This window comes from Comamonas sp. B21-038 (genome assembly GCF_022387135.1).
GTDB lineage: Bacteria > Pseudomonadota > Gammaproteobacteria > Burkholderiales > Burkholderiaceae_C > Comamonas > Comamonas sediminis.
In genome coordinates, this window is sequence record NZ_CP092462.1 from 1,634,874 (window position 1) to 1,656,966 (window position 22,093).

The 22,093-nt window shown below is 63.7% G+C and carries 15 protein-coding genes and 1 pseudogene; 9 read left to right on the plus strand and 7 right to left on the minus strand.

Going from position 1 to position 22,093, the window contains the following annotated elements:
• Positions 1-29 precede the first annotated feature (29 nt).
• Complete coding sequence (locus MJ205_RS07370; protein WP_239811854.1) at positions 30-827, plus strand: MetQ/NlpA family ABC transporter substrate-binding protein; 798 nt, start codon at positions 30-32, stop codon at positions 825-827.
• Between the two features lie 81 nt (positions 828-908).
• Here the strand turns inward: MJ205_RS07370 and MJ205_RS07375 are convergent, their stop codons facing one another.
• The gene (locus tag MJ205_RS07375) at positions 909-1,733 is read right to left on the minus strand and encodes a PP2C family protein-serine/threonine phosphatase (RefSeq protein WP_239811855.1); all 825 of its coding nucleotides are present in this window, start codon (positions 1,731-1,733) and stop codon (positions 909-911) included.
• 200 nt (positions 1,734-1,933) lie between these two features.
• Here MJ205_RS07375 and MJ205_RS07380 point away from each other — a divergent pair, with 200 nt between their 5' ends.
• Positions 1,934-3,973 (plus strand): ATP-dependent DNA helicase, encoded by a 2,040-nt coding sequence (locus MJ205_RS07380; protein WP_239811856.1) that lies wholly within the window; start codon positions 1,934-1,936, stop codon positions 3,971-3,973.
• A 75-nt stretch (positions 3,974-4,048) separates the two neighbouring features.
• On the opposite strand, the gene MJ205_RS07385 is transcribed toward MJ205_RS07380, so the two are convergent.
• Positions 4,049-4,858 carry an outer membrane protein assembly factor BamD gene (locus MJ205_RS07385; protein WP_239812684.1) on the minus strand — a complete coding sequence of 270 codons (810 nt, stop codon included), beginning with the start codon at positions 4,856-4,858 and terminating at the stop codon, positions 4,049-4,051.
• 228 nt (positions 4,859-5,086) lie between these two features.
• On the opposite strand from MJ205_RS07385, the gene dnaE reads away from it, so the two are divergent.
• The 5 genes and pseudogenes from dnaE to sbcB all read left to right on the plus strand — a co-directional run bounded on the left by dnaE (position 5,087) and on the right by sbcB (position 14,602).
• Entirely contained in the window at positions 5,087-8,632 is a 3,546-nt protein-coding gene (gene dnaE, locus MJ205_RS07390; protein WP_239811857.1) for a DNA polymerase III subunit alpha, read from the plus strand.
• Positions 8,633-8,745: 113 nt separating this feature from the next.
• A pseudogene (gene clpS, locus MJ205_RS07395) lies at positions 8,746-9,119 on the plus strand (ATP-dependent Clp protease adapter ClpS).
• A 63-nt stretch (positions 9,120-9,182) separates the two neighbouring features.
• On the plus strand, positions 9,183-11,525 hold the full coding sequence (gene clpA / locus MJ205_RS07400; protein WP_239811858.1) for an ATP-dependent Clp protease ATP-binding subunit ClpA: 2,343 nt from the start codon (positions 9,183-9,185) through the stop codon (positions 11,523-11,525).
• A gap of 111 nt (positions 11,526-11,636) precedes the next feature.
• Positions 11,637-13,091: a cardiolipin synthase gene (gene cls / locus MJ205_RS07405; RefSeq protein ID WP_239811859.1), complete on the plus strand. Its 1,455-nt coding sequence runs from the start codon at positions 11,637-11,639 to the stop codon at positions 13,089-13,091.
• A gap of 53 nt (positions 13,092-13,144) precedes the next feature.
• Positions 13,145-14,602 carry an exodeoxyribonuclease I gene (sbcB, locus tag MJ205_RS07410; protein WP_239811860.1) on the plus strand — a complete coding sequence of 486 codons (1,458 nt, stop codon included), beginning with the start codon at positions 13,145-13,147 and terminating at the stop codon, positions 14,600-14,602.
• 60 nt (positions 14,603-14,662) lie between these two features.
• On the opposite strand, the gene MJ205_RS07415 is transcribed toward sbcB, so the two are convergent.
• Positions 14,663-15,892: a nucleoside recognition domain-containing protein gene (locus MJ205_RS07415; protein WP_239811861.1), complete on the minus strand. Its 1,230-nt coding sequence runs from the start codon at positions 15,890-15,892 to the stop codon at positions 14,663-14,665.
• A 253-nt stretch (positions 15,893-16,145) separates the two neighbouring features.
• Here MJ205_RS07415 and MJ205_RS07420 point away from each other — a divergent pair, with 253 nt between their 5' ends.
• Together MJ205_RS07420 and MJ205_RS07425 are read left to right on the plus strand one after the other, a co-directional pair.
• Entirely contained in the window at positions 16,146-18,050 is a 1,905-nt protein-coding gene (locus tag MJ205_RS07420) for a propionate--CoA ligase (RefSeq protein ID WP_239811862.1), read from the plus strand.
• 239 nt (positions 18,051-18,289) lie between these two features.
• Positions 18,290-18,790: a pyridoxamine 5'-phosphate oxidase family protein gene (locus tag MJ205_RS07425; RefSeq protein WP_239811863.1), complete on the plus strand. Its 501-nt coding sequence runs from the start codon at positions 18,290-18,292 to the stop codon at positions 18,788-18,790.
• Between the two features lie 65 nt (positions 18,791-18,855).
• Here the strand turns inward: MJ205_RS07425 and MJ205_RS07430 are convergent, their stop codons facing one another.
• The 4 genes from MJ205_RS07430 to cysD form a co-directional block, all read right to left on the minus strand.
• Positions 18,856-19,206: an antibiotic biosynthesis monooxygenase family protein gene (locus tag MJ205_RS07430; protein WP_239811864.1), complete on the minus strand. Its 351-nt coding sequence runs from the start codon at positions 19,204-19,206 to the stop codon at positions 18,856-18,858.
• Between the two features lie 109 nt (positions 19,207-19,315).
• Entirely contained in the window at positions 19,316-19,645 is a 330-nt protein-coding gene (fdxA, locus tag MJ205_RS07435; RefSeq protein ID WP_230776950.1) for a ferredoxin FdxA, read from the minus strand.
• Between the two features lie 117 nt (positions 19,646-19,762).
• Positions 19,763-21,124: a sulfate adenylyltransferase subunit 1 gene (locus tag MJ205_RS07440; protein WP_239811865.1), complete on the minus strand. Its 1,362-nt coding sequence runs from the start codon at positions 21,122-21,124 to the stop codon at positions 19,763-19,765.
• On the minus strand, positions 21,124-22,056 hold the full coding sequence (gene cysD, locus MJ205_RS07445; protein ID WP_239811866.1) for a sulfate adenylyltransferase subunit CysD: 933 nt from the start codon (positions 22,054-22,056) through the stop codon (positions 21,124-21,126). The genes MJ205_RS07440 and cysD overlap by 1 nt, the downstream gene beginning before the upstream one ends.
• Positions 22,057-22,093: the final 37 nt, after the last annotated feature.

The window sequence follows — 22,093 nt, forward strand, 5'->3', positions numbered from 1 at the left end:
CGGTATCGCATTTGAAAGGTATCGCTCCCGTGCAAAAACGTACATTGCTGCAATCCGTGCTGGCCCTGGCTTTGGCCGCCGGTGTTTCTGGCGCCGCAGTCGCACAAGACAAGGAAATCAAGATCGGCGTGACCGCCGGCCCCCATGGCCAGATCATGGAGCAGGTCAAGAAGATTGCCGAAAAAGACGGCCTGAAGATCAAGGTCATCGAGTTCAGCGATTACATCCAGCCCAATGCCGCGCTGCAGTCCGGCGAGCTCGACGCCAATAGCTACCAGCACAAGCCTTATCTGGATGCCCAGATCAAGGACCGTGGTTACAAGTTTGTCGCGGCGGCCGATACGGTCAATTTCCCGATCGGCATCTACTCCAAGAAGATCAAGAAGATCGACGAGCTCAAAGAGGGCGCGCGTTTCGGTCTGCCCAATGACCCGACCAATGGCGGCCGCGTGCTGCTGCTGCTGCAGGCCAATGGTCTGATCAAGCTCAAGGAAAGCGCTGGCTTGAAGGCCACGCCGCTCGATGTGATCGAGAACCCCAAGAAGCTGCGCTTTGTCGAGCTGGACGCCGCCCAGCTGCCGCGCTCGCTGGACGACCTGGATGCTGCTGCGATCAACACCAATTTCGCGATCTCGGCGGGTTTGAACCCCAAGTCCGATGCGATTGTCCTCGAGAGCGCCAAGAACCCGTATGTCAACATTCTGGTGATCCGCGAAGCCGACAAGAACCAGCCCTGGGTGGCCAAGCTGGTCAAGGCCTACCACAGCGAAGAGATCCGCAAGTTTGTCGACACCCAGTTCAAGGGTTCAGTGATGCCCGGCTTCTAAGCCCAGCACGCCCCAGCAAAAAGCCTCGCAGTTCACCGCTGCGAGGCTTTTGCTTTTAAGCGGTGTATCCAGCTCGGCGCTTCAGCTGCGCACTGGTGGTTTGGCCTTGGCGCGTTTGCTGCCGGGCACGACGGCCTGGGACGTTTCTGCCGGCAGGGGCTCGACCTTGACGATGGCCAGCGACATATTGTCGCCCGAGCCCGAGGCGCGCATGCGGGCGCGCTCGATCAGGAACTGGCTGGCCTCACGGGGCGAGAGCAGGCGCGTGATGGAGGAGAGCTCGTCGGGCGAGAAGTAATGCCAGATGCCGTCACTGCAGGCCAGCAGCACATCGCCTTGCTTGAGCATCGGAATGCGGTGGTGGATCAGCGGCGGGTCTTCGGCAGTGCCCAGGCAGTGCAGCAAGATATTCGATTGCGGGTGGTAGCGCGCTTCTTCAAGCGTCAGCTGCCCTTGGTCGACCAGGGTCTGCACATAGGAGTGGTCGCTGGTCTGGTAGAGCAGCTGTCCATCGCGGAAGTGGTAGATGCGCGAATCGCCCGAGTGCACCCAGGCGCAGGCGCTGTTGGGCAGGATCAGAAAGGCGGCAATCGTGCTGTGGGGCTCCTGCTCGGCGGCAATCGCCACCAGGCGGATCAGCAAATGGGCCTCGCGCACCAGGTTGCCCAGCATTTCTTCGGCGCTGTCCGTCTCTGGCGAGTAGCGCTCGAACACCTGCTTGGCTGTCAGCATGACCTGGTCCGACGCGGCACGCCCGCCGCTGCGGCCACCCATGCCATCGGCCACCACCGCCAGTACACAACCCTTGGCGCGCGGGTGGGCGAGCATGATGACCTGGTCCTGCTGGTAGGGACGGTCGCCTTTGTGCAGGCCGGTGGCGGCAGAGAGACGGTAGCTATGGCTCATGCGCGAGGAGGGGTATGCCGTATGCAAGCTCGTTGAAGGGAAGGGGAATCATAGAACAGATTGCCCGGCGGGCCGCCAAAGCGGGCGGGATTACGCTGCCAACCGATGTTTGTATACCAACGCCTGGGGCGTTGCAGGCCGGCAGCCCAGGCAGGGCGCTGAACGCGCTAGACTGCCATGCCCCCGAAACCGATCCATCGATGCCCTTGTCCGCCGCCTTTGCCAGTGATGCCCCGCTGCGCCTGCGCCCGCAGCAGGAGCAGATGATTGCGGCTATTGAGGCGGCCTGGGGCCAGGGCCAGCGGGTGGCGATCGAGGCGCCCACGGGCACGGGCAAGACCTATGCCTATCTGATAGCGGCCTTGGCCCGCCAGGAGCGCTTTGTGGTCAGCACGGCAACCCGGGCGCTGCAGGACCAGCTGGTGGAGCGCGACATTCCGGCGCTGCTGGCGCACCAGGGCCAGCAGCGCAAGGTCGCGGTGCTCAAGGGGCGGGAGAACTATGTCTGCCTGCATGGCCTGGAGCAGGCGCGCAGCAAGCTGCAAGGCCAGCATGCCGGCGCGCTGGCCCAGGTGGAGCGCTGGGCGCAAAGTACCCAGGGCGGTGACCTGTCCGAGCTGGACGACATCAGCCACCTTTCCCGCCTGGTGCCGCATATCACTGCCAGCCATGACGAATGCCTGGGCCAGCGTTGCGGCCACTTCGAGCGCTGTTTCTCCAACCAGGCCCGCGCCCGCGCCGCGCAGGCCGACATCCTGGTGATCAACCACCATCTGTTTTTCAGCGAACTGCGCCACCGCCAGATGCTGGGGGTAGGCCATGGCTTTGTGCCACTGGCGCAGACCATGGTGATGGACGAGGCCCACCAGCTGCAGGCCATTGGCCTGAAAGTGCTCGCCAAGGGCCTGAATGTGGGGGATATGCGCGACTACCTCCAGACGGTGGAGCGCGAAACCCGCGTGCATGCGCGCGGCTTTGCGCCGTGGCAAGCGCTGCAGCAGCAGGTGCAGCAGGCCATTGCGCAGTGGATGGATGCCGAGCAGCAGGCGCTGGGGCCGGCAGAGGCGCCCGCGGATGCGGCGGCCCGCGCCACCAGCCGCCAGGCGCTCATCCACTTGCACAACGCGCTGTCGGCCCTGGTCGCTGCGTTGCAAGGTGTGGCCGGCAGTGCGGCCGTGGTGGCCCAGCTGGCAGGCCAGGGTGATGGGATGCTGCAGGCCTTGCGCCAGTGGGCCCAGGGGGCCGCCAAGGATCTGGTGCGCTGGTGGGATTCGCCCGCTGTGGTACGCGACGGCCCTGCCGGCGACCTGCAGGCCTACGGACGCTATGCCTGGCGCCAGGGCTTCCGGGAATCGCCGCTGTGGCTGTGGCAGGCGCTGCAGGCGCTGAGCCCCCAGGTGCAGGCCAGCAGCTGGCTGGGCCAGGGGGTGCAGCGCTGGCTGTTCACCTCGGCCACGTTGGGCGATGATGATGCGCTGACCTGGTTTGCGCAGGGCCTGGGCTTGCGCAGTGACAGCAGCCAGGCCGGCGATGCGCCTTTGCTCGCGAGCCTGCGTTTGCGCAGCCATTTTGACTGGGCGCAGCAGGCCCGGCTGGTGGTGCCCCAGGGCCTGCCCGGCACGGATGCACCGGCCGCCGAGCGCGCACAGGCGCTGGCGCAATGGCTGCTGCCACACCTCAAGACGCTGGGCGGGCGCTGCATGGTGCTGTGCACATCGACGGCTGCCGTGCAGGCCCTGGCCCAGGCCTTGCGCCAGGGCCTGCAGGGCCAGGCGATCAGCGTGCTGCAGCAGGGCGAGCAGCCCAAGCGCCGCTTGTTGCAGACCATGCGCATGGCCCCCGGCAGCAAGACCGGGCGGGTGCTGGTAGGTACCTTGGGCCTGTGGGAAGGGGTCGATCTGCCCGGCCAGGCTCTGCAGCTGTTGGTGATCGACAAGCTGCCGTTCCCGCCGCGCCATGATGTGCTGCATGCGGCGCGGGTACAGGCGCTGCGCGCTGTGGGCCGGGATGCGTTTGAGCGCTATGTGCTGCCCCAGACCGCCATGCAGCTGCGCCAGGGCGTCGGGCGCCTGATTCGCTCTGCCAGCGACGAGGGTGTGGTGGTGATCGCCGACGAGCGCCTGCACAGCCGCAGCTATGGCGCAGCCTTGCTGGCGGCGTTGCCACCGCTGCCCAGCCTGAACGACGCGGCTTTGCCTGCGTTTTTGCAGGCGTTGGCGGAAAAAGCTATCCGCCCATAAGAAAACGGCTGCCGCAGTTTTTAACTTGCAGCAGCCGCTTAGCTGTCAACGCACACGCGCATCAGGCGCGCTGCATCACCACATCTTCCACCAGGGGCGGTCTTCCTTGCGGAAACCATTGGCCAGCAGGCGGGTGTTGGGGTAGCTGGCTTCCAGTACGCGCTTGGTGTCAGCGGCCATGTCGGCCATGTTCAGGCGCTCGTAGGACAGCATCAGGATATAGAGCGCGTCCTCCTGGGCGGGCACTTCCTTGTAGTCGGCGATGGCGCTTTGGGCGCGGTTGATCGCGGCCACATAGGCGCCGCGCTCGTAGTAGTAACGGGCCACATGCACTTCGTACTGGGCCAGCGAGTTCACGATGTAGCGCATGCGCTTTTCAGCATCGGGCGTGTACTTGGACTCGGGGAAGCGCGTGGTCAGCTCACGGAAGGACTCGAACGAATCCTTGGCGGCCTTCTGGTCGCGCTCGGACAGGTCCTGCTTGGACACCCAGGAGAAAAGACCCAGGTTCTCGTTGAAGTTGACCAGGCCCTTCAGATAGAGCGCATAGTCCACCCCTTCGCTGGCAGGGTGGAGCTTGACGAAACGGTCCAAGGTGGCGATGGCCTGGGCCTTCTCGCCGCTCTTGTACTGGGAATAGGCCTTCTCCAGCTGCGCTTGCTGCGCCATCGCGGTGCCGGCAGCGCGGCCTTCCAGCTTTTCATACAGCGGAATGGCCTTGTCGAACGAGCCCGAAGAGGCCTCGTCGCGGGCTTCGGAATAAATCTTGTTCGGGCTCCAGCCGGCGGTGGGATCCACATCGGTCGATGAACAGCCTGCCAGCAAAGCGGCAAGTGCTACGGAAGCGATAGCGGGAACCTTCGATTTGGGGTACGCAAACAGCATTTTTGGCTTGAAATCCATGGACGGAAAGCTGAAGAACTGCGAGCAGCCGCAAGGCCTGCCGCGCAGCGGGGCAGCCCGTGCCGCGCCCTCTGATCTGGGCCATTGTAATCGGCGCGGGGCCTGCGCACACCATGCCGGACTTGCAGCCAGTAGGGCTGTGTAACATTCGGCCGCCGATATGCCATGGTTTGCACAGACGGTGCTGCGGCTTTCCTACAATGCAGGGATATGTTCGTACACCTTCGCATCCATTCCGAGTTTTCCATCATCGACAGCACCAATCGCGTAGGCGATCTGATCAAGTTTGCTGCGGGTGATAGCCAGCCGGCGATGGCGCTGACCGACCTGAACAGCCTGTTCGGCGCCATCAAGTTTTACAAAGCGGGCCGGGGTGCAGGTGTCAAACCCCTTCTGGGCGCCGAGCTGACCCTGGAGCCCGAGGTGGCAGGCGGGCCGCTGTCGCGCATCATCGTGCTGATCCAGAGCCAGCAGGGCTACCTTAACCTGTCGGAACTGCTGGCGCGGATCTGGATGGCCGATACCATCAAAGCGCAGCCGCAGTGCACCTGGGCCTGGCTGGAAGAGCTGTCGGACGGCCTGATCCTGCTGTCGGGCGCCCAGGCCGGCCCCGTCGGCCAGGCGCTGATGCGCGGGGACGAAAAGACCGCGCGCAGCGTGGCACTGCGCCTGGCGGGCCTGTTCCCGCACCGTTTCTACATCGAGCTGCAGCGCGCCGGCCGCGCTGACGATGAAAGCCATGTAGCCGCCGCCGTGGCGCTGGCAGCGCACCTCAAGCTGCCGGTGGTGGCCACGCACCCGGTGCAGTTCACCAAGCCTGCCGATTTTGAATCGCACGAGGCCCGTGTCTGTATCGCCGAGGGCGAGACCTTGGGCAACAAGAAGCGCGTCAAGCGCTTCACCCGCGACCAGTACCTGAAGTCTGCTGCCGAGATGGAGGCCCTGTTCGCCGACCTGCCCAGCGCCATCGCCAATACGGCCGAGATCGCCCGCCGCTGCAGCGTCACCCTGCAGCTGGGCAAGTATTTTCTGCCCGATTTCCCCACGCCCAATGGCATGCCGATCGACGCGTATTTCCGCCAGGCCTCGTTCGAGGGGCTGGAGGACCGCCTGCAACTGCTGTTTCCGAACGAGGCCAAGCGCGAGGCCGAGCGGCCCAAGTATGTCGAGCGGCTGGAGTTCGAGCTGGGCATCATCTTGAAGATGGGTTTCCCCGGCTACTTCCTGATCGTGGCAGACTTCATCAACTGGGCCAAGAACAATGGCTGCCCGGTGGGACCAGGCCGGGGATCGGGGGCCGGTTCGCTGGTGGCCTATGTGCTGAAGATCACCGATCTGGACCCGATTCACTACAACCTGCTGTTCGAGCGCTTCCTGAACCCAGAGCGCGTCTCGATGCCCGACTTTGACGTGGACTTCTGCCAGGCCAACCGCGACCGGGTGATCGACTATGTGAAGGACCTGTACGGCCGCAATGCAGTGAGCCAGATTGCGACCTTCGGCACGATGGCCGCGCGCGCGGCGATCCGCGACGTGGGCCGTGCGCTGGACATGAGCTATGGCTTTTGCGATGGTATCTCCAAGCTGATCCCGAACAAGCCGGGCCTGCATGTGACCTTGAAGTACCCGCCCAATCCTCCGAAGGACGGCGACAAGTACACCTATGCGATCAAGGAAGAGCCGATTCTGGCCGAGCGCATCGAGAAGGAAGAGGACGTCAAGACCCTGATCGAGATGGCGCAGAAGCTCGAAGGCATGACCCGCAACATCGGCATGCACGCCGGTGGTGTGGTGATCGCCCCGGGCAAGCTGACCGATTTTTGCCCGCTCTACCAGCAGCCGGGCAGCACCTCGGCAGTGGCCATGTATGACAAGGACGACGTCGAGGCTGTGGGCCTGGTCAAGTTCGACTTCCTGGGCCTGGCGACGTTGACGATTCTGGAGATCGCGCGCGAGTTCATCATCAAGCGCCACAAGGGGCAGGAAAACTTCAAGTTCGAAGAGATTCCGCTCGACGACGCCCGCACCTACCAGCTGTTCTCGGCCGGCAAGACCGAAGCGGTGTTCCAGTTTGAATCGCGCGGCATGCAGCAGATGCTGAAGGAGGCCAAGCCCAGCCGCCTGGAAGACCTGATTGCGCTGAATGCGCTCTACCGTCCGGGCCCGATGGACCTGATCCCCAGCTTTGTGGCGCGCAAGCACGGCAAGGAAGTGGTGGAGTACCCGCATCCGCTGGTCGAGAAGGTGCTGTCCGAGACCTACGGCATCATGGTCTACCAGGAGCAGGTGATGCAGACGGCCCAGGTGCTGGGCGGCTACAGCCTGGGCGGCGCCGACTTGCTGCGCCGCGCGATGGGCAAGAAAAAGGTCGAGGAGATGGTGCAGCACCGCGCGACTTTCCGCGAAGGGGCCTCCAAGATCGGCATCGACGAGGCCAAGGCCGACGAAGTGTTCGACCTGATGGAGAAGTTTGCAGGCTACGGCTTCAACAAGTCGCACGCCGCTGCCTACTCGCTGCTGGCCTACCACACCGGTTGGCTCAAGGTGCACTATACGGCAGAGTTCTACTGCGGCAATATGACCGTGGAAATGGACAACACCGACAAGCTCAAGGTGCTGTACGAAGACGCGCTGAAGATGGGCATGACCTTCGAGATGCCCGACGTGAACCGCGGCCACCACCGCTTCGAGCCGGTGACCGACAAGGTGATCCGCTATGGCCTGGGCGCCATCAAGGGCACCGGCCAGGCCGCCATCGAGGCCATTGTGGCGGCGCGCGAAGGCAAGGGCACGGGCCCCCAGGGCGATACCAAGGGGCCGTTCAAGAGCCTGTTCGACTTCTGCCTGCGCGTGGACCGCAGCAAGCTCAACAAGCGCACGGTCGAAGCGCTGATCAAGGGCGGCGCCTTTGACAGCATCCAGCTCAACCGCCGCGCGCTGATCGAATCGGTCGATGTGGCCTTCGAATTTGCCGCCACCACCCATGCCAATGCCAACCAGGGCGGCCTGTTTGACATGATGGGGGATGACGCCGTGGGATCGAGCACGCAGGAGCCGCCGCTGGCCGATGTGCTGCCCTGGGGCATCAAGGAGCGGCTGGTGCAGGAGAAGACCGCCATCGGCTTTTACCTGTCGGGCCATTTGTTTGACGAGGTCGAGCTGGAGGTGCGCCAGTTCGTGCGCACGCCGATCTCCCAGCTCAAGGACAGCCGCGAGCCCCAGACGGTGGCGGGCATCATCAGCGACATGCGCGTCATCAACGGCCAGCGCGGCAAGCTGGTGCTGTTCAAGATCGACGACAAAACCGGTGTCATCGAAGGATCGCTGGACGAGGCCACCTGGAACCGCCACAAGGAGCAGCTCAAGGACGATGAATTCGTCATTCTGAGCGCCCGCATCGGCCAGGACCATTTCAGCGGCGGGTTGCGCGCCAAGGCCCAGCATGTCTGGGGTCTGGCCGATGCGCGGGCCCGTTTTGGCCGCTACCTGCTGGTCAACACCGACCGCCACCAGCCCGATGTTGCGCGGCTGATTCAGGAGTTTCCCGCAGTCGAGGAGCACACCGACGAGGGCGTGCTGCGCCACGGCCTCAAGATCCGCCTGGGCGTGGTCTGCGGCCAGGGCGAGGCACGGGCGGGTGTGGAGCTCAATCTGGGCGATGCCGCGCGCTTTTTCCCCAGTGACCAGGCGATGGCTGCCTGGTCCCAGGAAGCAGGCCACGAAGCCATCAAAATCGTTTACGAAAGCACTGTTTAGGAAGATTTTGCTGGGGCTGACAATACGGCTGCGCCAGTGGTTGCTGGCGCAGCCGTATTGAAGTTCATAAAAGCATCACCATCTTTGTGCATGTGGAAATTTAGCCTTATAGAATGATCTCAATGGCCACGAAACCTGTTGTTCCTCCCTCGCCGAACCTGCCTGCAACGCCCCAGCCACCGGAGGACGGTGGGGTGCGCTGGTTGTGGAGCGCATCGCGCAGCGTGTGGAGCCACCGAAGATGTACCAGGTGGTCATGCTCAATGATGATTTCACGCCGATGGAGTTTGTGATTGAGGTGCTGCAGCATTTTTTTGGCAAAAGCCGCGAGGCGGCCACGCAGATCATGCTGAAGATCCACCTGGATGGGAAAGGCGTCTGCGGGGTGTACTCGCATGAAATCGCTGAAACCAAGGTGGCACAGGTGATGGATGCCGCCAACGGAGCAGGCCATCCGCTGCAAGCCGTATCGGAGCCTGTTGAATAACGGAATATGGTCCTCATCTAGAAGCAAGTTGAGTGTATTTGGCAAGCAATAAAGGAGTTTCAAATGATTGCTCAGGAACTGGAAGTCAGCTTGCACATGGCTTTTGTAGAAGCCAGGCAGCAGCGCCACGAATTCATCACCGTGGAGCACTTGCTACTGGCCTTGCTGGATAACCCGAGTGCTTCCGAGGTGTTGCGCGCATGCTCTGCCAATATTGACGACCTGCGCGCGTCGTTGACCAATTTCATCAAGGACAATGCCCCGCAGGTGGCCGGCGAAGACGAGGTGGACACCCAGCCCACCCTCGGTTTCCAGCGCGTGATCCAGCGCGCCATCATGCATGTGCAGAGCACCGGCAATGGCAAGAAGGAAGTGACCGGCGCCAATGTGCTGGTGGCCATTTTTGGCGAAAAGGACTCGCATGCCGTGTACTACCTGCACCAGCAGGGTGTCACGCGCCTCGACGTGGTCAACTACATCGCCCATGGCATCAAGAAGAATGACACGCCCGAGCTGCCCAAGTCCGAGTCCAGCTCGGATGCGGAAGAGGTCGGCAGCAACAACGCCGAGCGCGCTGAAAAGGCCTCGCCGCTGGAGCAGTTCACCGTCAACCTGAACCAGCAGGCCAAGGACGGCAAGATCGATCCGCTGATCGGCCGCCAGTACGAGGTCGAGCGCACGATCCAGATCCTGTGCCGCCGCCGCAAGAACAACCCGCTGCTGGTGGGTGAGGCGGGTGTGGGCAAGACGGCGATTGCCGAGGGTCTGGCATGGCGCATCACGCAAGAAGATGTGCCCGAGGTGCTGGCCGAGGCTACCGTGTACTCGCTGGACATGGGCGCGCTGCTGGCAGGCACCAAGTACCGTGGTGATTTTGAGCAGCGCCTCAAGGGCGTGCTCAAGGCACTGAAGGACAAGCCGCATGCGATCCTGTTCATCGACGAGATCCACACCTTGATCGGTGCCGGAGCTGCTTCGGGCGGTACGCTGGATGCGTCGAACCTGCTCAAGCCAGCGCTGTCGAGCGGCCAGCTCAAGTGCATTGGTGCGACCACGTTCACCGAGTACCGTGGCATCTTCGAAAAAGATGCAGCGCTGTCGCGCCGCTTCCAGAAGGTCGATGTGGTCGAGCCTACCGTGCCCGAAACCATCGATATCCTGAAGGGCCTGAAGTCGCGCTTCGAAGAGCACCACAACGTCAAGTACGCGGTGGCCGCTTTGCAGGCAGCCGCTGAGCTGTCGGCCAAGTTCATCAATGACCGCCATCTGCCCGACAAGGCGATTGACGTGATCGATGAGGCCGGTGCCGCGCAGCGCATTCTGGCGCCTTCGAAGCGCAAGAAAACCATCGGCAAGACCGAGATCGAAGAGATCGTTGCCAAGATCGCCCGCATTCCGCCGGCCAACGTCAGCAATGACGACCGCGGCAAGCTGCAGACCCTGGAGCGCGACCTCAAGAGCGTGGTATTTGGCCAGGACAAGGCACTCGAAGTGCTGGCGTCGGCGGTCAAGATGTCCCGCTCCGGCCTGGGCAAGGTGGACAAGCCGATCGGCTCCTTCCTGTTCTCCGGCCCGACCGGCGTCGGCAAGACCGAAGCGGCCAAGCAGCTGGCCTATATCCTGGGCATCGACTTGATCCGCTTTGACATGTCCGAGTACATGGAGCGCCATGCGGTGTCGCGCCTGATTGGTGCGCCTCCCGGCTATGTCGGTTTTGACCAGGGTGGTTTGCTCACCGAGGCGGTGACGAAGAAGCCCCATTCGGTGCTGCTGCTCGACGAAATCGAGAAGGCGCATCCGGATATCTTCAATGTGCTGCTGCAGGTCATGGACCACGGCACCTTGACCGATAACAACGGACGCAAGGCGGACTTCCGCAACGTGATCATCATCATGACCACGAATGCGGGCGCCGAGACGATGAACAAGGCCGTCATCGGCTTTACCAACCCGCGCGCGGCGGGCGACGAGATGGGCGACATCAAGCGCCTGTTCACGCCCGAGTTCCGCAACCGGCTGGATGCCATCGTCAGCTTCAAGCCGCTGGATGAGCAGGTCATCCTGCGTGTGGTCGACAAGTTCCTGCTCCAGCTGGAGCAGCAACTGGCCGAGAAGAAGGTCGAGGTCACGTTCAGCGACAAGCTGCGCAAGCACCTGGCCAAGACCGGTTTCGATCCGCTGATGGGTGCACGTCCGATGCAGCGCCTGATTCAGGACACGATCCGCCGATCGTTGGCCGACGAGCTGCTGTTTGGACGCCTGACCGAAGGCGGACGCCTGAGCGTCGATTGGGACGACAGCAGTGCCGACAAGCCCGAGGTGCTGCTGGACATCCAGCCGCTGCCCAAGAAGGAGCGTGCCAAGCAGGAGCCTGCCGAGCCAGAGGAAGAGCTCGCTGCCGATTGAGGCCGCACCACTCAGAGAACGAGAACAGCCGCTTGCGGCTGTTTTTTATTGCGTCTGTTCGTCACGGGGGCAGGCTACACTGAGCGGTCCCATCAACAGGAGCGCGGTGCTGTGGCGTCGTTATCTCAGTATCTGACCAAAGAAAACATTGTCGCGTTGCTGTCCGTGATCTGGCCGATCTATCTCGGCGTGGTGGGTATCTGGATACTGATGCAGCGCCGCGCGCCCGTGGCTACCTTGGGCTGGCTGCTGTCCATGGGTTCGCTGCCGGTGGTGGGGCTGATCGTTTACTACTTCATCGGTCCGCAGCGCATGAAGCGCCAGCGCATCAAACGCCTGCGCGCCCGCAACAAGAACCATGTGCGCGAGACCACGCGCCGCATCCGCGATGGCCAACCCGAGGCGCCGACCAAGTTGCGCGAGATGGTCAAGCTGGTCGAGGCCACCTGCGGTTTCCCGATCACGTCGGCCGAGAGCGTGGAGCTGCTCAGCGGCGGCGCAGCCACGTTTGACCGCATTCTGGAGGATGTCGCCCAGGCCCGCCACCATGTGCACCTCGAATACTATATTTTCGAGCCTGACCAGACCGGCACACGCCTGCGCGATGCGCTGGTCGAGCGCGCCAAGGCGGGCATCAAGGTGCGCATGCTGGTCGATGCGCTGGGCTCCAAGCGGGTCAACCGCAAGTTCATCGCCCCGTTGCTGGCGGCAGGCGGCGAGTTTGCGGTCTTCCACCCCACGCGGATCGGCAGGCGCCTGCGGCCGGTGATCAACTTCCGCAGCCACCGCAAGATCCTGGTGGTCGATGGCCAGATCGGCTTTACCGGTGGCGTCAACATCACCGACGAAGAGGACCGCCGCGTCAATACCCATGCCTACCATGATGTGCACCTGCGCATGGCCGGCCCTATCGTCACCTGGCTGCAGACGACGTTTTTGGAAGACTGGGCCTATGCGCTGGAAAAATCTGCCCAGGACATGCCGGCCAACCTGGACTTGCTGCTGCCCGACATGCCCGATGGCAGTCATGCGATGCAGCTGGTCAGTTCAGGCCCGGACAACCCCACCGAGCCCATCCACCGCGCCCATGTGGCCGCCATCCAGTCGGCGACCGTGCGGGTCTGGTTGACCACACCATACTTCGTGCCGACCGAGCCCGCGATGTATGCGCTGACCAGCGCCGCACTGCGCGGCGTCGATGTGCGGCTGCTGGTGCCTGAGAAATCCGATTCGATCTTTGTGACCGCTGCGGCCCGCTCCTACTACGAAGAGCTGATCAGCGCCGGCGCCAAGGTCTACGAATACAGCGCACGTATGCTGCACTCCAAGACCCTGGTGGTCGATGACGACCTGACCATCATCGGTACCGCCAATTTCGACAACCGCAGCTTTCGCCTGAACTACGAGGTCTGCGCGATTGGCTACGGGCCGGAGCTCAATGCCCGGCTGCAGGACCAGTTCAACACCGATCTGATGCGTTCCAAGCAGGTGGCCACGCGCCGCAAGCAGCGCTTTTTGCTGCGGCTGGGCGATTCGATTGCGCGGCTGTTCTCACCGCTCTTGTAGTTGCGCGCCCAGGTTGCTCGGCTGTGGCTACCAGAGCAGGCATACTAGCGGGCATGCAGAATTCCCCGTCCGCCTCCGCCAGCTTTTTCTGGCATGACTATGAAACCTTTGGCGCCGTGCCGCGCCGTGACCGCCCCGCGCAGTTTGCCGGCATCCGCACGGACATGGATCTCAACGAGATTGGCGAGCCGGTCATGCTGTACTGCCAGCCAGCGCTCGACTACCTGCCCAGCCCCCAAGCCAGCCTGATCACCGGGTTGACGCCCCAGCACTGCTTGGAGCAGGGCGTGCCCGAGCACGCGTTTGCAGCGGTGGTGGAGGGCGAGCTGGGCCGTCCCGGCACCATCGGTGTGGGCTACAACACCATCCGCTTTGATGACGAGGTGACGCGCTACCTGCTTTGGCGCAACCTGCGCGACCCCTATGCCCGCGAATGGCAGAACGGCTGCGGCCGTTGGGATCTGCTCGATGTCGTGCGCATGGTCCATGCGCTGCGCCCCGAAGGCATCCAGTGGCCCAGGAAGGACGATGGCTCGGTCAGCTTCAAGCTCGAAGACCTGGCCCGCGCCAACGGCATCCTGCATGAATCGGCGCATGATGCGCTCAGCGACGTGCGCGCCACCATTGGCCTGGCCCGGCTTATCAAGCGCCTGCAGCCGCGCCTGTTCGATTTTGCGCTGGGCCTGCACAAGAAGGACCGCGTCATGCAGGAGCTGGCCCTGCCGGCCACCGCTGCACAGGCCCGGCCCTTTCTGCATGTATCGGGCATGTACGGGGTCGAGCGTGGCTGCATTGCGGTGGCCTGGCCGCTGGCCCAGCATCCGACCAACAAAAACGAGATCATCGCCTGGGACCTGTCGCAGGACCCGAGCCACCTCGCAGAGCTGTCGGTCGACGAGATGCGCCTGCGCATGTTCAGCGCAGCGGCCGATCTGCCCGAAGGCATGACGCGCCTGCCGATCAAGACCGTGCATCTGAACAAGTCGCCGATGGTCGTCAGCAGCCTGCGCACCTTGAGCTTCGAGCAGGCACAGCGCTGGCAGATCGACATGGACCAGGCCCTGCGCCATGCCGCGATTGCCCGCGATCTGCCCGATATGAGCGCCACCTGGGCCGCCGTGTTCGAGCGCCCGCCGCTGCAGGACGTGGATGTGGACCAGGATCTGTACGGCGGCTTCATCGGCCAGGCCGACCGCCGCCGCCTGACCCAGCTGACCGGCATGCACCCGCAGGAGCTGGCCGTTGCCAAGCCTGGGTTTGATGATGCGCGCCTGCATGAGTTGCTGTTCCGCTACCGCGCGCGCAATTTCCCCGATTCGCTGAACCCCGAAGAGCAGCAGCGCTGGCTGGAGCTGCGCATCGCCTTCTTGCAGGAAGGGCGGGGCGGCGCGCGCACGGCCGAGCAGATGTTTGCCGAGATCGACCAGCTGCAGGAAACCGCTGATGAGCGCGCCGAAGAGATTCTGGGCACCCTCTATGACTGGGCCGACGCGATCATGCCGGATGCCTGACGGCAGCTACATCCCTCAGCAGCAAGCGCCTGCAGCCCGGGCAGGCGGCTGCTGCAGGCATCAGCCAAAGAACTGGTAGCAGACCACAATCGCGGCCACCACGCCCGAGAACTCGGCCAGCAGCGCGCAGGGCACCGCATGGCGGGCGCGCTGTATGCCGACGGCGCCAAAGTACACCGCCAGCACATAGAAGGTGGTCTCGGTGCTGCCCTGGATGATGGCGGCTGCTAGCGCAGGGAAGCTGTCCACGCCATGGCTTTGCATGGTCTCGATCAGCATCGCGCGCGCAGCGCTGCCGGAGAAGGGTTTGACCAGCGCGGTAGGCAGCGCATCGACAAAGCGCGAATCCATGCCGCTCAGGTCTACCAGCCAGCGGATGCCGTCGAGCGCATAGCCCAGCGCGCCCGAGGCGCGGAACAGACCGACGGCGCAGAGCATGGCCACCAGGTAGGGCAGTAGCCCTTTGGCCACGTCGAAGCCTTCCTTGGCGCCTTCGATAAAGCTCTCATACACAGCGACCTTGCGCAGCGCCCCCACCACCACAAACAGCACCACCAGGCCAAACAGGGTCAGGTTGCCCAGCAGCGATGAAACCTGCGCCATCGCGGTCGACGTCAGTGTCGCCAAAAAAGCCATGAAGCCAGCCAGCACCAGGCCTACCGGCAGCAGATAGGCCAGCACCACCGGGTGCCACAGCGGCAGACGCTGCACGATGGCCACTGAGATCAGGCCGACCAGCGTGGAGACCGAGGTGGCCAGCAGGATCGGCAGAAAGACCAGGGTCGGGTCGGGCGCGCCTTGCTGCATGCGGTACATGAAGATGGTCACCGGCAGCAAGGTCAGCGACGAGGCATTGAGCACCAGAAACAGAATCTGTGCATTGCTGGCCGAGGTGGGCGAGGGGTTGATGTCCTGCAGCGCACGCATGGCCTTGAGCCCGATGGGGGTGGCAGCGTTGTCCAACCCCAGCGCATTGGCGGCAAAGTTCAGGGTCATCAGGCCCAGCGCAGGGTGGCCGCGCGGTACTTCGGGCATCAGCCGGGCAAACAGGGGGGCCAGCCAGCGGGCCAGCATATCGACCAGCCCGGCTTTTTCGGCAATCTTCAAAAAGCCCAGCCACAGCGTGAGCGTGCCAAACAGCAGCACCATCACCTCGACCGAGAGCTTGGCCATCGCGAACAGCGCCTGCACCATGTCGCCAAAAATCTGGGCATGGCCGCCCACCAGCCACTGCGCGAATGCGGCAAAAGCCGCCACCACAAAAAAACCCAGCCACAAACCATTGAGCATGGGACACCCTTCGTCATCCGGCGCGCCACAGCACCGGGGTGGTGCGCCATGCCGCTGATTGTGCGCGATGCCGCAGCCCGCCCGGGCCGGCCGGCGCCGAAACTGCGCCCGGTGCCGCAAAAGCCCCTCTGGGCGGCCCGCATGTATGCGGGAAAACCACAGGGTAGGCCGCGCAGCCGGGCGCGCATTTGTCAGCGGTATGCAAGACAAAGGGAAATAATGGCTCCACGACAAAAGATGGAGACAGACTTCGATGAGCCGTTTTGCCGACTTCTACGACCGCTCGATCAATGACCGCGATGCCTTCTGGGCCGAGCAGGCGCAGCGCATCGACTGGCAGGTGCCGCCCCAGCAGATCTGTGACTACAGCAACCCGCCGTTTGCGCGCTGGTTTGCCGGTGGCTTGACCAACCTCTGCCACAACGCCATCGACCGCCATGTGGCAGAGCGCGGCGACCAGGCCGCGCTGATTGCGGTATCGACGGAGACCAACACCGAGCGCAGCTACAGCTATGCCGAGCTGCACCGCGAGGTGCAGCGCATGGCCGCCGCATTGCAGGCGCTGGGCGTCAAGAAAGGCGACCGCGTGCAGATCTATATGCCGATGATTGCCGAGGCCGCCATCGCGATGCTGGCCAGCGTGCGCATCGGCGCCATCCATTCGGTGGTGTTTGGCGGCTTTGCCTCGGGCTCGCTGGCCACGCGCATTGATGACGCCCAGCCCAGCGTCATCATCAGCGCCGATGCAGGATCGCGCGCCGGCAAGGTCGTGCCCTACAAACCCTTGCTGGACGAGGCCATTGCGCTGGCCAGCCACCAGCCCCAGGCCGTGCTGATGGTGGACCGGGGCCTGGCCCCCATGCAGCAGGTGCCTGGCCGGGACCACCTTTGGGCCGATTTGCGTGCCCGGCACCTCGATGCGCAGGTGCCCTGCGAATGGGTGGAGTCCACGCACCCCAGCTACACGCTCTACACCAGCGGCACCACCGGCAAGCCCAAGGGCGTGCAGCGCGACACCGGCGGCTACACGGTGGCGCTGGCCGCCAGCCTGCCGGCGATCTTCGATGCCAAGCCCGGCCAGACCTTTTTCTGCACCAGCGATATCGGCTGGGTGGTGGGCCACAGCTACATCATCTATGCGCCGCTGATCGGCGGCATGGCCACCCTCATGTATGAAGGCGTGCCGGTGCGGCCGGACCCGGGCATCTGGTGGAGCCTGGTCGAGAAATACAAGGTCACGCACATGTTCTCGGCGCCCACCGCCATCCGGGTGCTCAAAAAGCAGGATCCGGAGTACCTGCGCAAGTACGACCTGAGCAGCCTGCAGGCGCTGTGGCTGGCCGGTGAGCCGCTGGACGAGCCCACCGCCAGCTGGATCAGCGGCGCCATCCAGCGTCCCATCATCGACAACTACTGGCAGACCGAAACCGGCTGGCCCATCCTCACGTTGTGCAATGGCGTCGAGCCCCAGCCATCGCGCTTTGGCAGTCCGGGCAAGGCGGTGTTTGGCTACCACGTCAAGCTGATCGACGGCGACACCGGCGCCGAGCTGCAGGAGCCGATGCAAAAGGGTGTGATCGCCATCGAAGGCCCCTTGCCCCCTGGCTGCCTGATGACCATCTGGCGCGACGACCAGCGCTTCGTCAACACCTACTGGAAGAGCATCCCCGGCCGCCTGGTCTACAGCACCTTTGACTGGGGCGTGCGCGACAAGGACGGCTACTACTTCATCCTCGGACGCACCGATGACGTGATCAACGTTGCCGGCCACCGCCTGGGCACGCGCGAGATCGAGGAAAGCATCTCCGGCCACCCGGACATTGCCGAGGTCGCCGTGGTCGGAGTGGCCGATGCGCTCAAAGGCCAGGTCGCGCTGGCCTTTGCCGTTGCGCGCAGCAATGCGGTGGCCGGTGACCTTGCCGCCTGCAATGCGCTGGAAAAATCCGTCTGCAACCATGTCGACACGCAGCTGGGTGCCGTGGCCAGGCCGGCGCGGGTGTACTTTGTGGCCAGCCTGCCCAAGACCCGCAGTGGCAAGCTGCTGCGCCGCGCGCTGCAGGCCGTGGCCGAGAAACGGGACACCGGCGATCTGTCGACGATGGAAGACCCGGCGGCACTGCAGCAGGTGGTGGCGGCCATGACAGCGGCGCAGCGCTGAAGCCACCCGGGCCTGCGTGGAGGCCATCAGGCGCGCGGCGCAGAGGTACCGAAGCTTCGGCGCAGTGGCTCAGCACGTGTTGCCGTAACTGCGATCACCCCCATCGGTAGCCGGGGAGGGGTGCGAATCTTTCACAGACGGATCATGGAAACGCCGATCCCCGGGGAGGCGTTTGCCTTACAACGGCGGCCAAGACCCATCGATACAGTGAAATTTTCCAAATCGACAGGAGTCTCGCCATGGCCCAAGAAAATCCGCGTGAAAAATTGTGGGAACTGATCAAGGACATTCGCTTTGCGATGATTACCCACCGCCATGAGGATGGCAGCCTGCATGCCTGCCCCATGACGACAGCCAACCGTGAAGGCATGAATGAGGACAAGCATCTGTATTTCCTGCTCGGCAAGGATTCGGATCTGTCGCGCTGTCTGCAGCATTCCAGCGATATCAATATCTCTTACGCAGACCCCGATAAAGACAGCTATGTGTCGATTTCGGCCAAAGCGTCAGTCAGCGATGATCTGGCGATCAAGGAGAAGTTCTACGGCCCGATGGCCAAGGCCTGGTTTCCGGATGGCCCCAACGATCCCAACCTGCAAATTCTGATTGCCCGCGTTGACTTCGCCGAATACTGGGATGTCAAGGAAAACAAGCTGGTGCAGCTGTTCAAGATGGCCAAGTCGGCAGTCACCGGAGAGCGGCCCGAAGGCATGGGCGAGCACCGCGAGATCCGGCTGTAAATTCCCGGCCCTCACCCTCCGACTGCCAGCCCTGTGCCATGTCCCATGGCGCAGGGCTTGTCACGTCAGGCTGCGCTCGCGTGCTGCATGCCATAAGACCGTTCCACCTTCGCCACCCGCACCTGGTAATGCGCATACCAGCGCTCGGCACCGATGCGCTGGGCAATCAGGTGGTCGCTGTGGGCCTTCCAGCGGCGGATGTCTTCTTCACCTTGCCAGTACGACACGGTGATGCCCAGGCCGTCACTGCCGCGCGTGCTTTCGGCGCCCAAAAAGCCAGGCTGCTGCGCGGCCAGCGCCACCATGGCATCGGCCATCTCGGCATAGCGCTGGTGCTCGGTGTCGCTACGCTGCGAGGTGAAGATCACGGCGTAGTACGGCGGCTGGGGGGTGTTGGCAAAGGCGGCACTGTGCATGGCGGTAGCTCTGGGTGGGCGCGAAGCATAAAAAAGCCAGCGCGGAGGCTGGCTTGGCGGATTCAGGGACTGGGCGTCAAAGCGCGGTATTCCTGCATAGGGACTGGGCTCAGCGGATCAGGTCCTTGAGCTTGCCCGGCTGGCCGTTGGCCTCGTCGGCGCCTTCGAGCGGTGCCTTGCGCTTGGTGATGCTCTTCCAGCCGTCGGCCAAGGCCAGTTCGGCATTGAGCTTGATGAAGGCCAACTGGTCCGCAGGCACATCCTCTTCGGCATAGATGGCGTTGGCAGGGCACTCGGGGATGCAGACGGCGCAGTCGATGCATTCGTCCGGATCGATGGTCAGGAAGTTCGGGCCTTCGCGGAAGCAGTCAACAGGGCAGACGTCCACACAATCGGTGTATTTGCACTTGATGCAGTTTTCGGTGACGACGTGGGTCATGGAATGGTTTTCGCCAGTGATTCAGACAAACAAACAGCGGAGGATTTTACGGTTTTTGTGCACAAGCACCTAACCCGCCTCCGAATAACGTGGTTTTTAGCTGCGGGACTGCTTGCTTTATTCCACCAATACCGCGGCAGCCGTGCTGTTGGAAGCCGTGTCCACCAGGATTAGCGAGCCCAATTCACGCGAGCGCACAAAGGCGGCCGCCGGAATTGCTTCCTGCAAGCTGATCTCCACGCGGCCAATGGCATTGGGTTCGAGCTGCTCGGCATCCTGGCGCTCCAGCGAGTGGATGTCCAGGCGGTTGAGCACCTTGCGCACCTTGGCCTTGATCCAGCGGCGGCCATGCAGCGCCCAGTACACGCGGCCGGGCAGCAGAGGCTCGTTGTCCATCCACGCGATGGTGGCGGTGATCTCGCGCGTTGCGGGCCAGGCGGGCCGTTCGCTGGGGGTGTCAAAGTCATCGTCGGCAGCGCTGGTCACCGCAGGCGCGGGGGCTGCAATGATCCAGTCACCGCGCGAGACATCCACCTCGCGGTCGAGCACAATGCCGGCGCTCTGGCCGGCGCCGCGCGCTACGGGCTGGCGGACATGGTCCAGCACCTGGGCGACGGTAGCGCGCTGGCCGCTGGGCAGGATCTGCACGGCGGTGCCCACCGCCACATCGCCTGTGCCAACACGGCCCCAGAAAATGCGGCGGCCCTGGTGGGTGTCGGCCGACGCAGAGAACTTCTCGACCCATTGCACGGAAAACGCCAGAGGCTGGCCGGCGTCGGCGGGCGTTGTCGACAGCTTCTCCAGCAGCTCCAGCAGGCTCGGGCCCTGGTAGCCGGCCCAGTCGGGATGCGAGGTCACCACGTTCCAGCCCTTCAAGGCCGAGACCGGGATGGTGGCAGCGACGGTGATGCCCGCTGCCTGGGCAAAGGCGGCCAGCGCATTGCGGATATTGGCAAAGGCCCGTGCCGGGTCGGTGACGGCGTCGAGCTTGTTGATCACAAACACCAGCGAGTGCACGCGCAGCAGATGGGCCAGCAGGCTGTGGCGGCGGGTCTGGGGCAGCAGCGCGAGCTGCGGGTTCTGCCAGTCCAGCTTGGTCGCGTCCACCAGCACGACGGCGGCGTCGGCGCTCGATGCGGCGGTCACCATATTGCGGGTGTACTGCTCATGGCCGGGTGCATCGCCAATGATGAACTTGCGCGTCTCGGTGGCGAAGTAGCGGTAGGCCACGTCGATGGTGATGCCTTGCTCGCGCTCGGCAGACAAGCCATCGGTGAGCAGGGCCAGGTCGGTCTCGCCACTGCGCTGCACGCCGGCAAGCTGGTCCTGCAGCACCGATTTGCTGTCCACCAGCAGGCGGCCGATCAACGTGGACTTGCCATCATCGACCGATCCGCAGGTGATGAAGCGCAGCGCCGATGCGGTGCGCTGGTTGTCGTGGGCGGGGGTGCGCACGGCGCTCAGGGTATCGGTAGTCATCAGAAGTATCCGTCTTTCTTGCGCTTTTCCATCGAGGCGTCGCTGGTCTTGTCGTCCATGCGGGTGGCGCCACGCTCGCTCACATCGGCGGCCAGGGTTTCCAGCACGATGTCGTCGGCCGAGGCGGCGTCGCTGCTCACCGGGCAGGTGCAGGTGATGTCGCCAACGGTACGGAAGCGCACGGTGCGGTTTTCAATGGTTTCGCCTTCGCGGGCGGGGGTCAGCGGCGTCACGGGCACGAGCAGGCCCTTGCGCTCCACCACATCGCGCTGGTGGGCGTAGTAGAGGCTCGGCAGCGCGATGTTTTCGCGCGCAATGTACTGCCAGACATCGAGCTCGGTCCAGTTGCTGATCGGGAACACACGGAAATGCTCGCCGGGGGCCAGGCGGGTGTTGAACAGGGTCCAGAGTTCGGGGCGCTGCGCCTTGGGCTGCCACTGGCCAAAGCTGTCGCGGTGGCTGAAGATGCGCTCCTTGGCGCGGGCCTTTTCCTCGTCGCGGCGCGCGCCGCCAATCAGTGCGTCAAAGCGGAACTCCTCGATCGCCTCGAGCAAGGTCACCGACTGGTGCACATTGCGCGATTCGCCGGGGTGGGCCAGGCGCACGGTGCCGCGCGCCATCGAATCTTCGACGCTGCGCACGATCAGATCGGCGCCCAGTTCCTTGGCGCGCAGATCGCGGAAATCGGTCACCTCGGGGAAATTGTGGCCGGTGTCGATCATCAGCAACGGGTAGGGGATGCGGCCGGCGCCAAAGGCTTTTTCGGCGCATTTGAGCATCACCAGCGAATCCTTGCCGCCGGAAAACAGAAGCGCAGGGCGCTCGAAGGCGGCTGCCACTTCGCGCAGGATAAAGATGGTTTCTTCTTCCAGCGCATCCAGGTGCTGGTTGCTCAGGTGGTTGAGCACATCGGTTTCGACACGGGCGTTCATATCTGAGGGACTTTCTTGTCGGGCGGGCTGCATACGG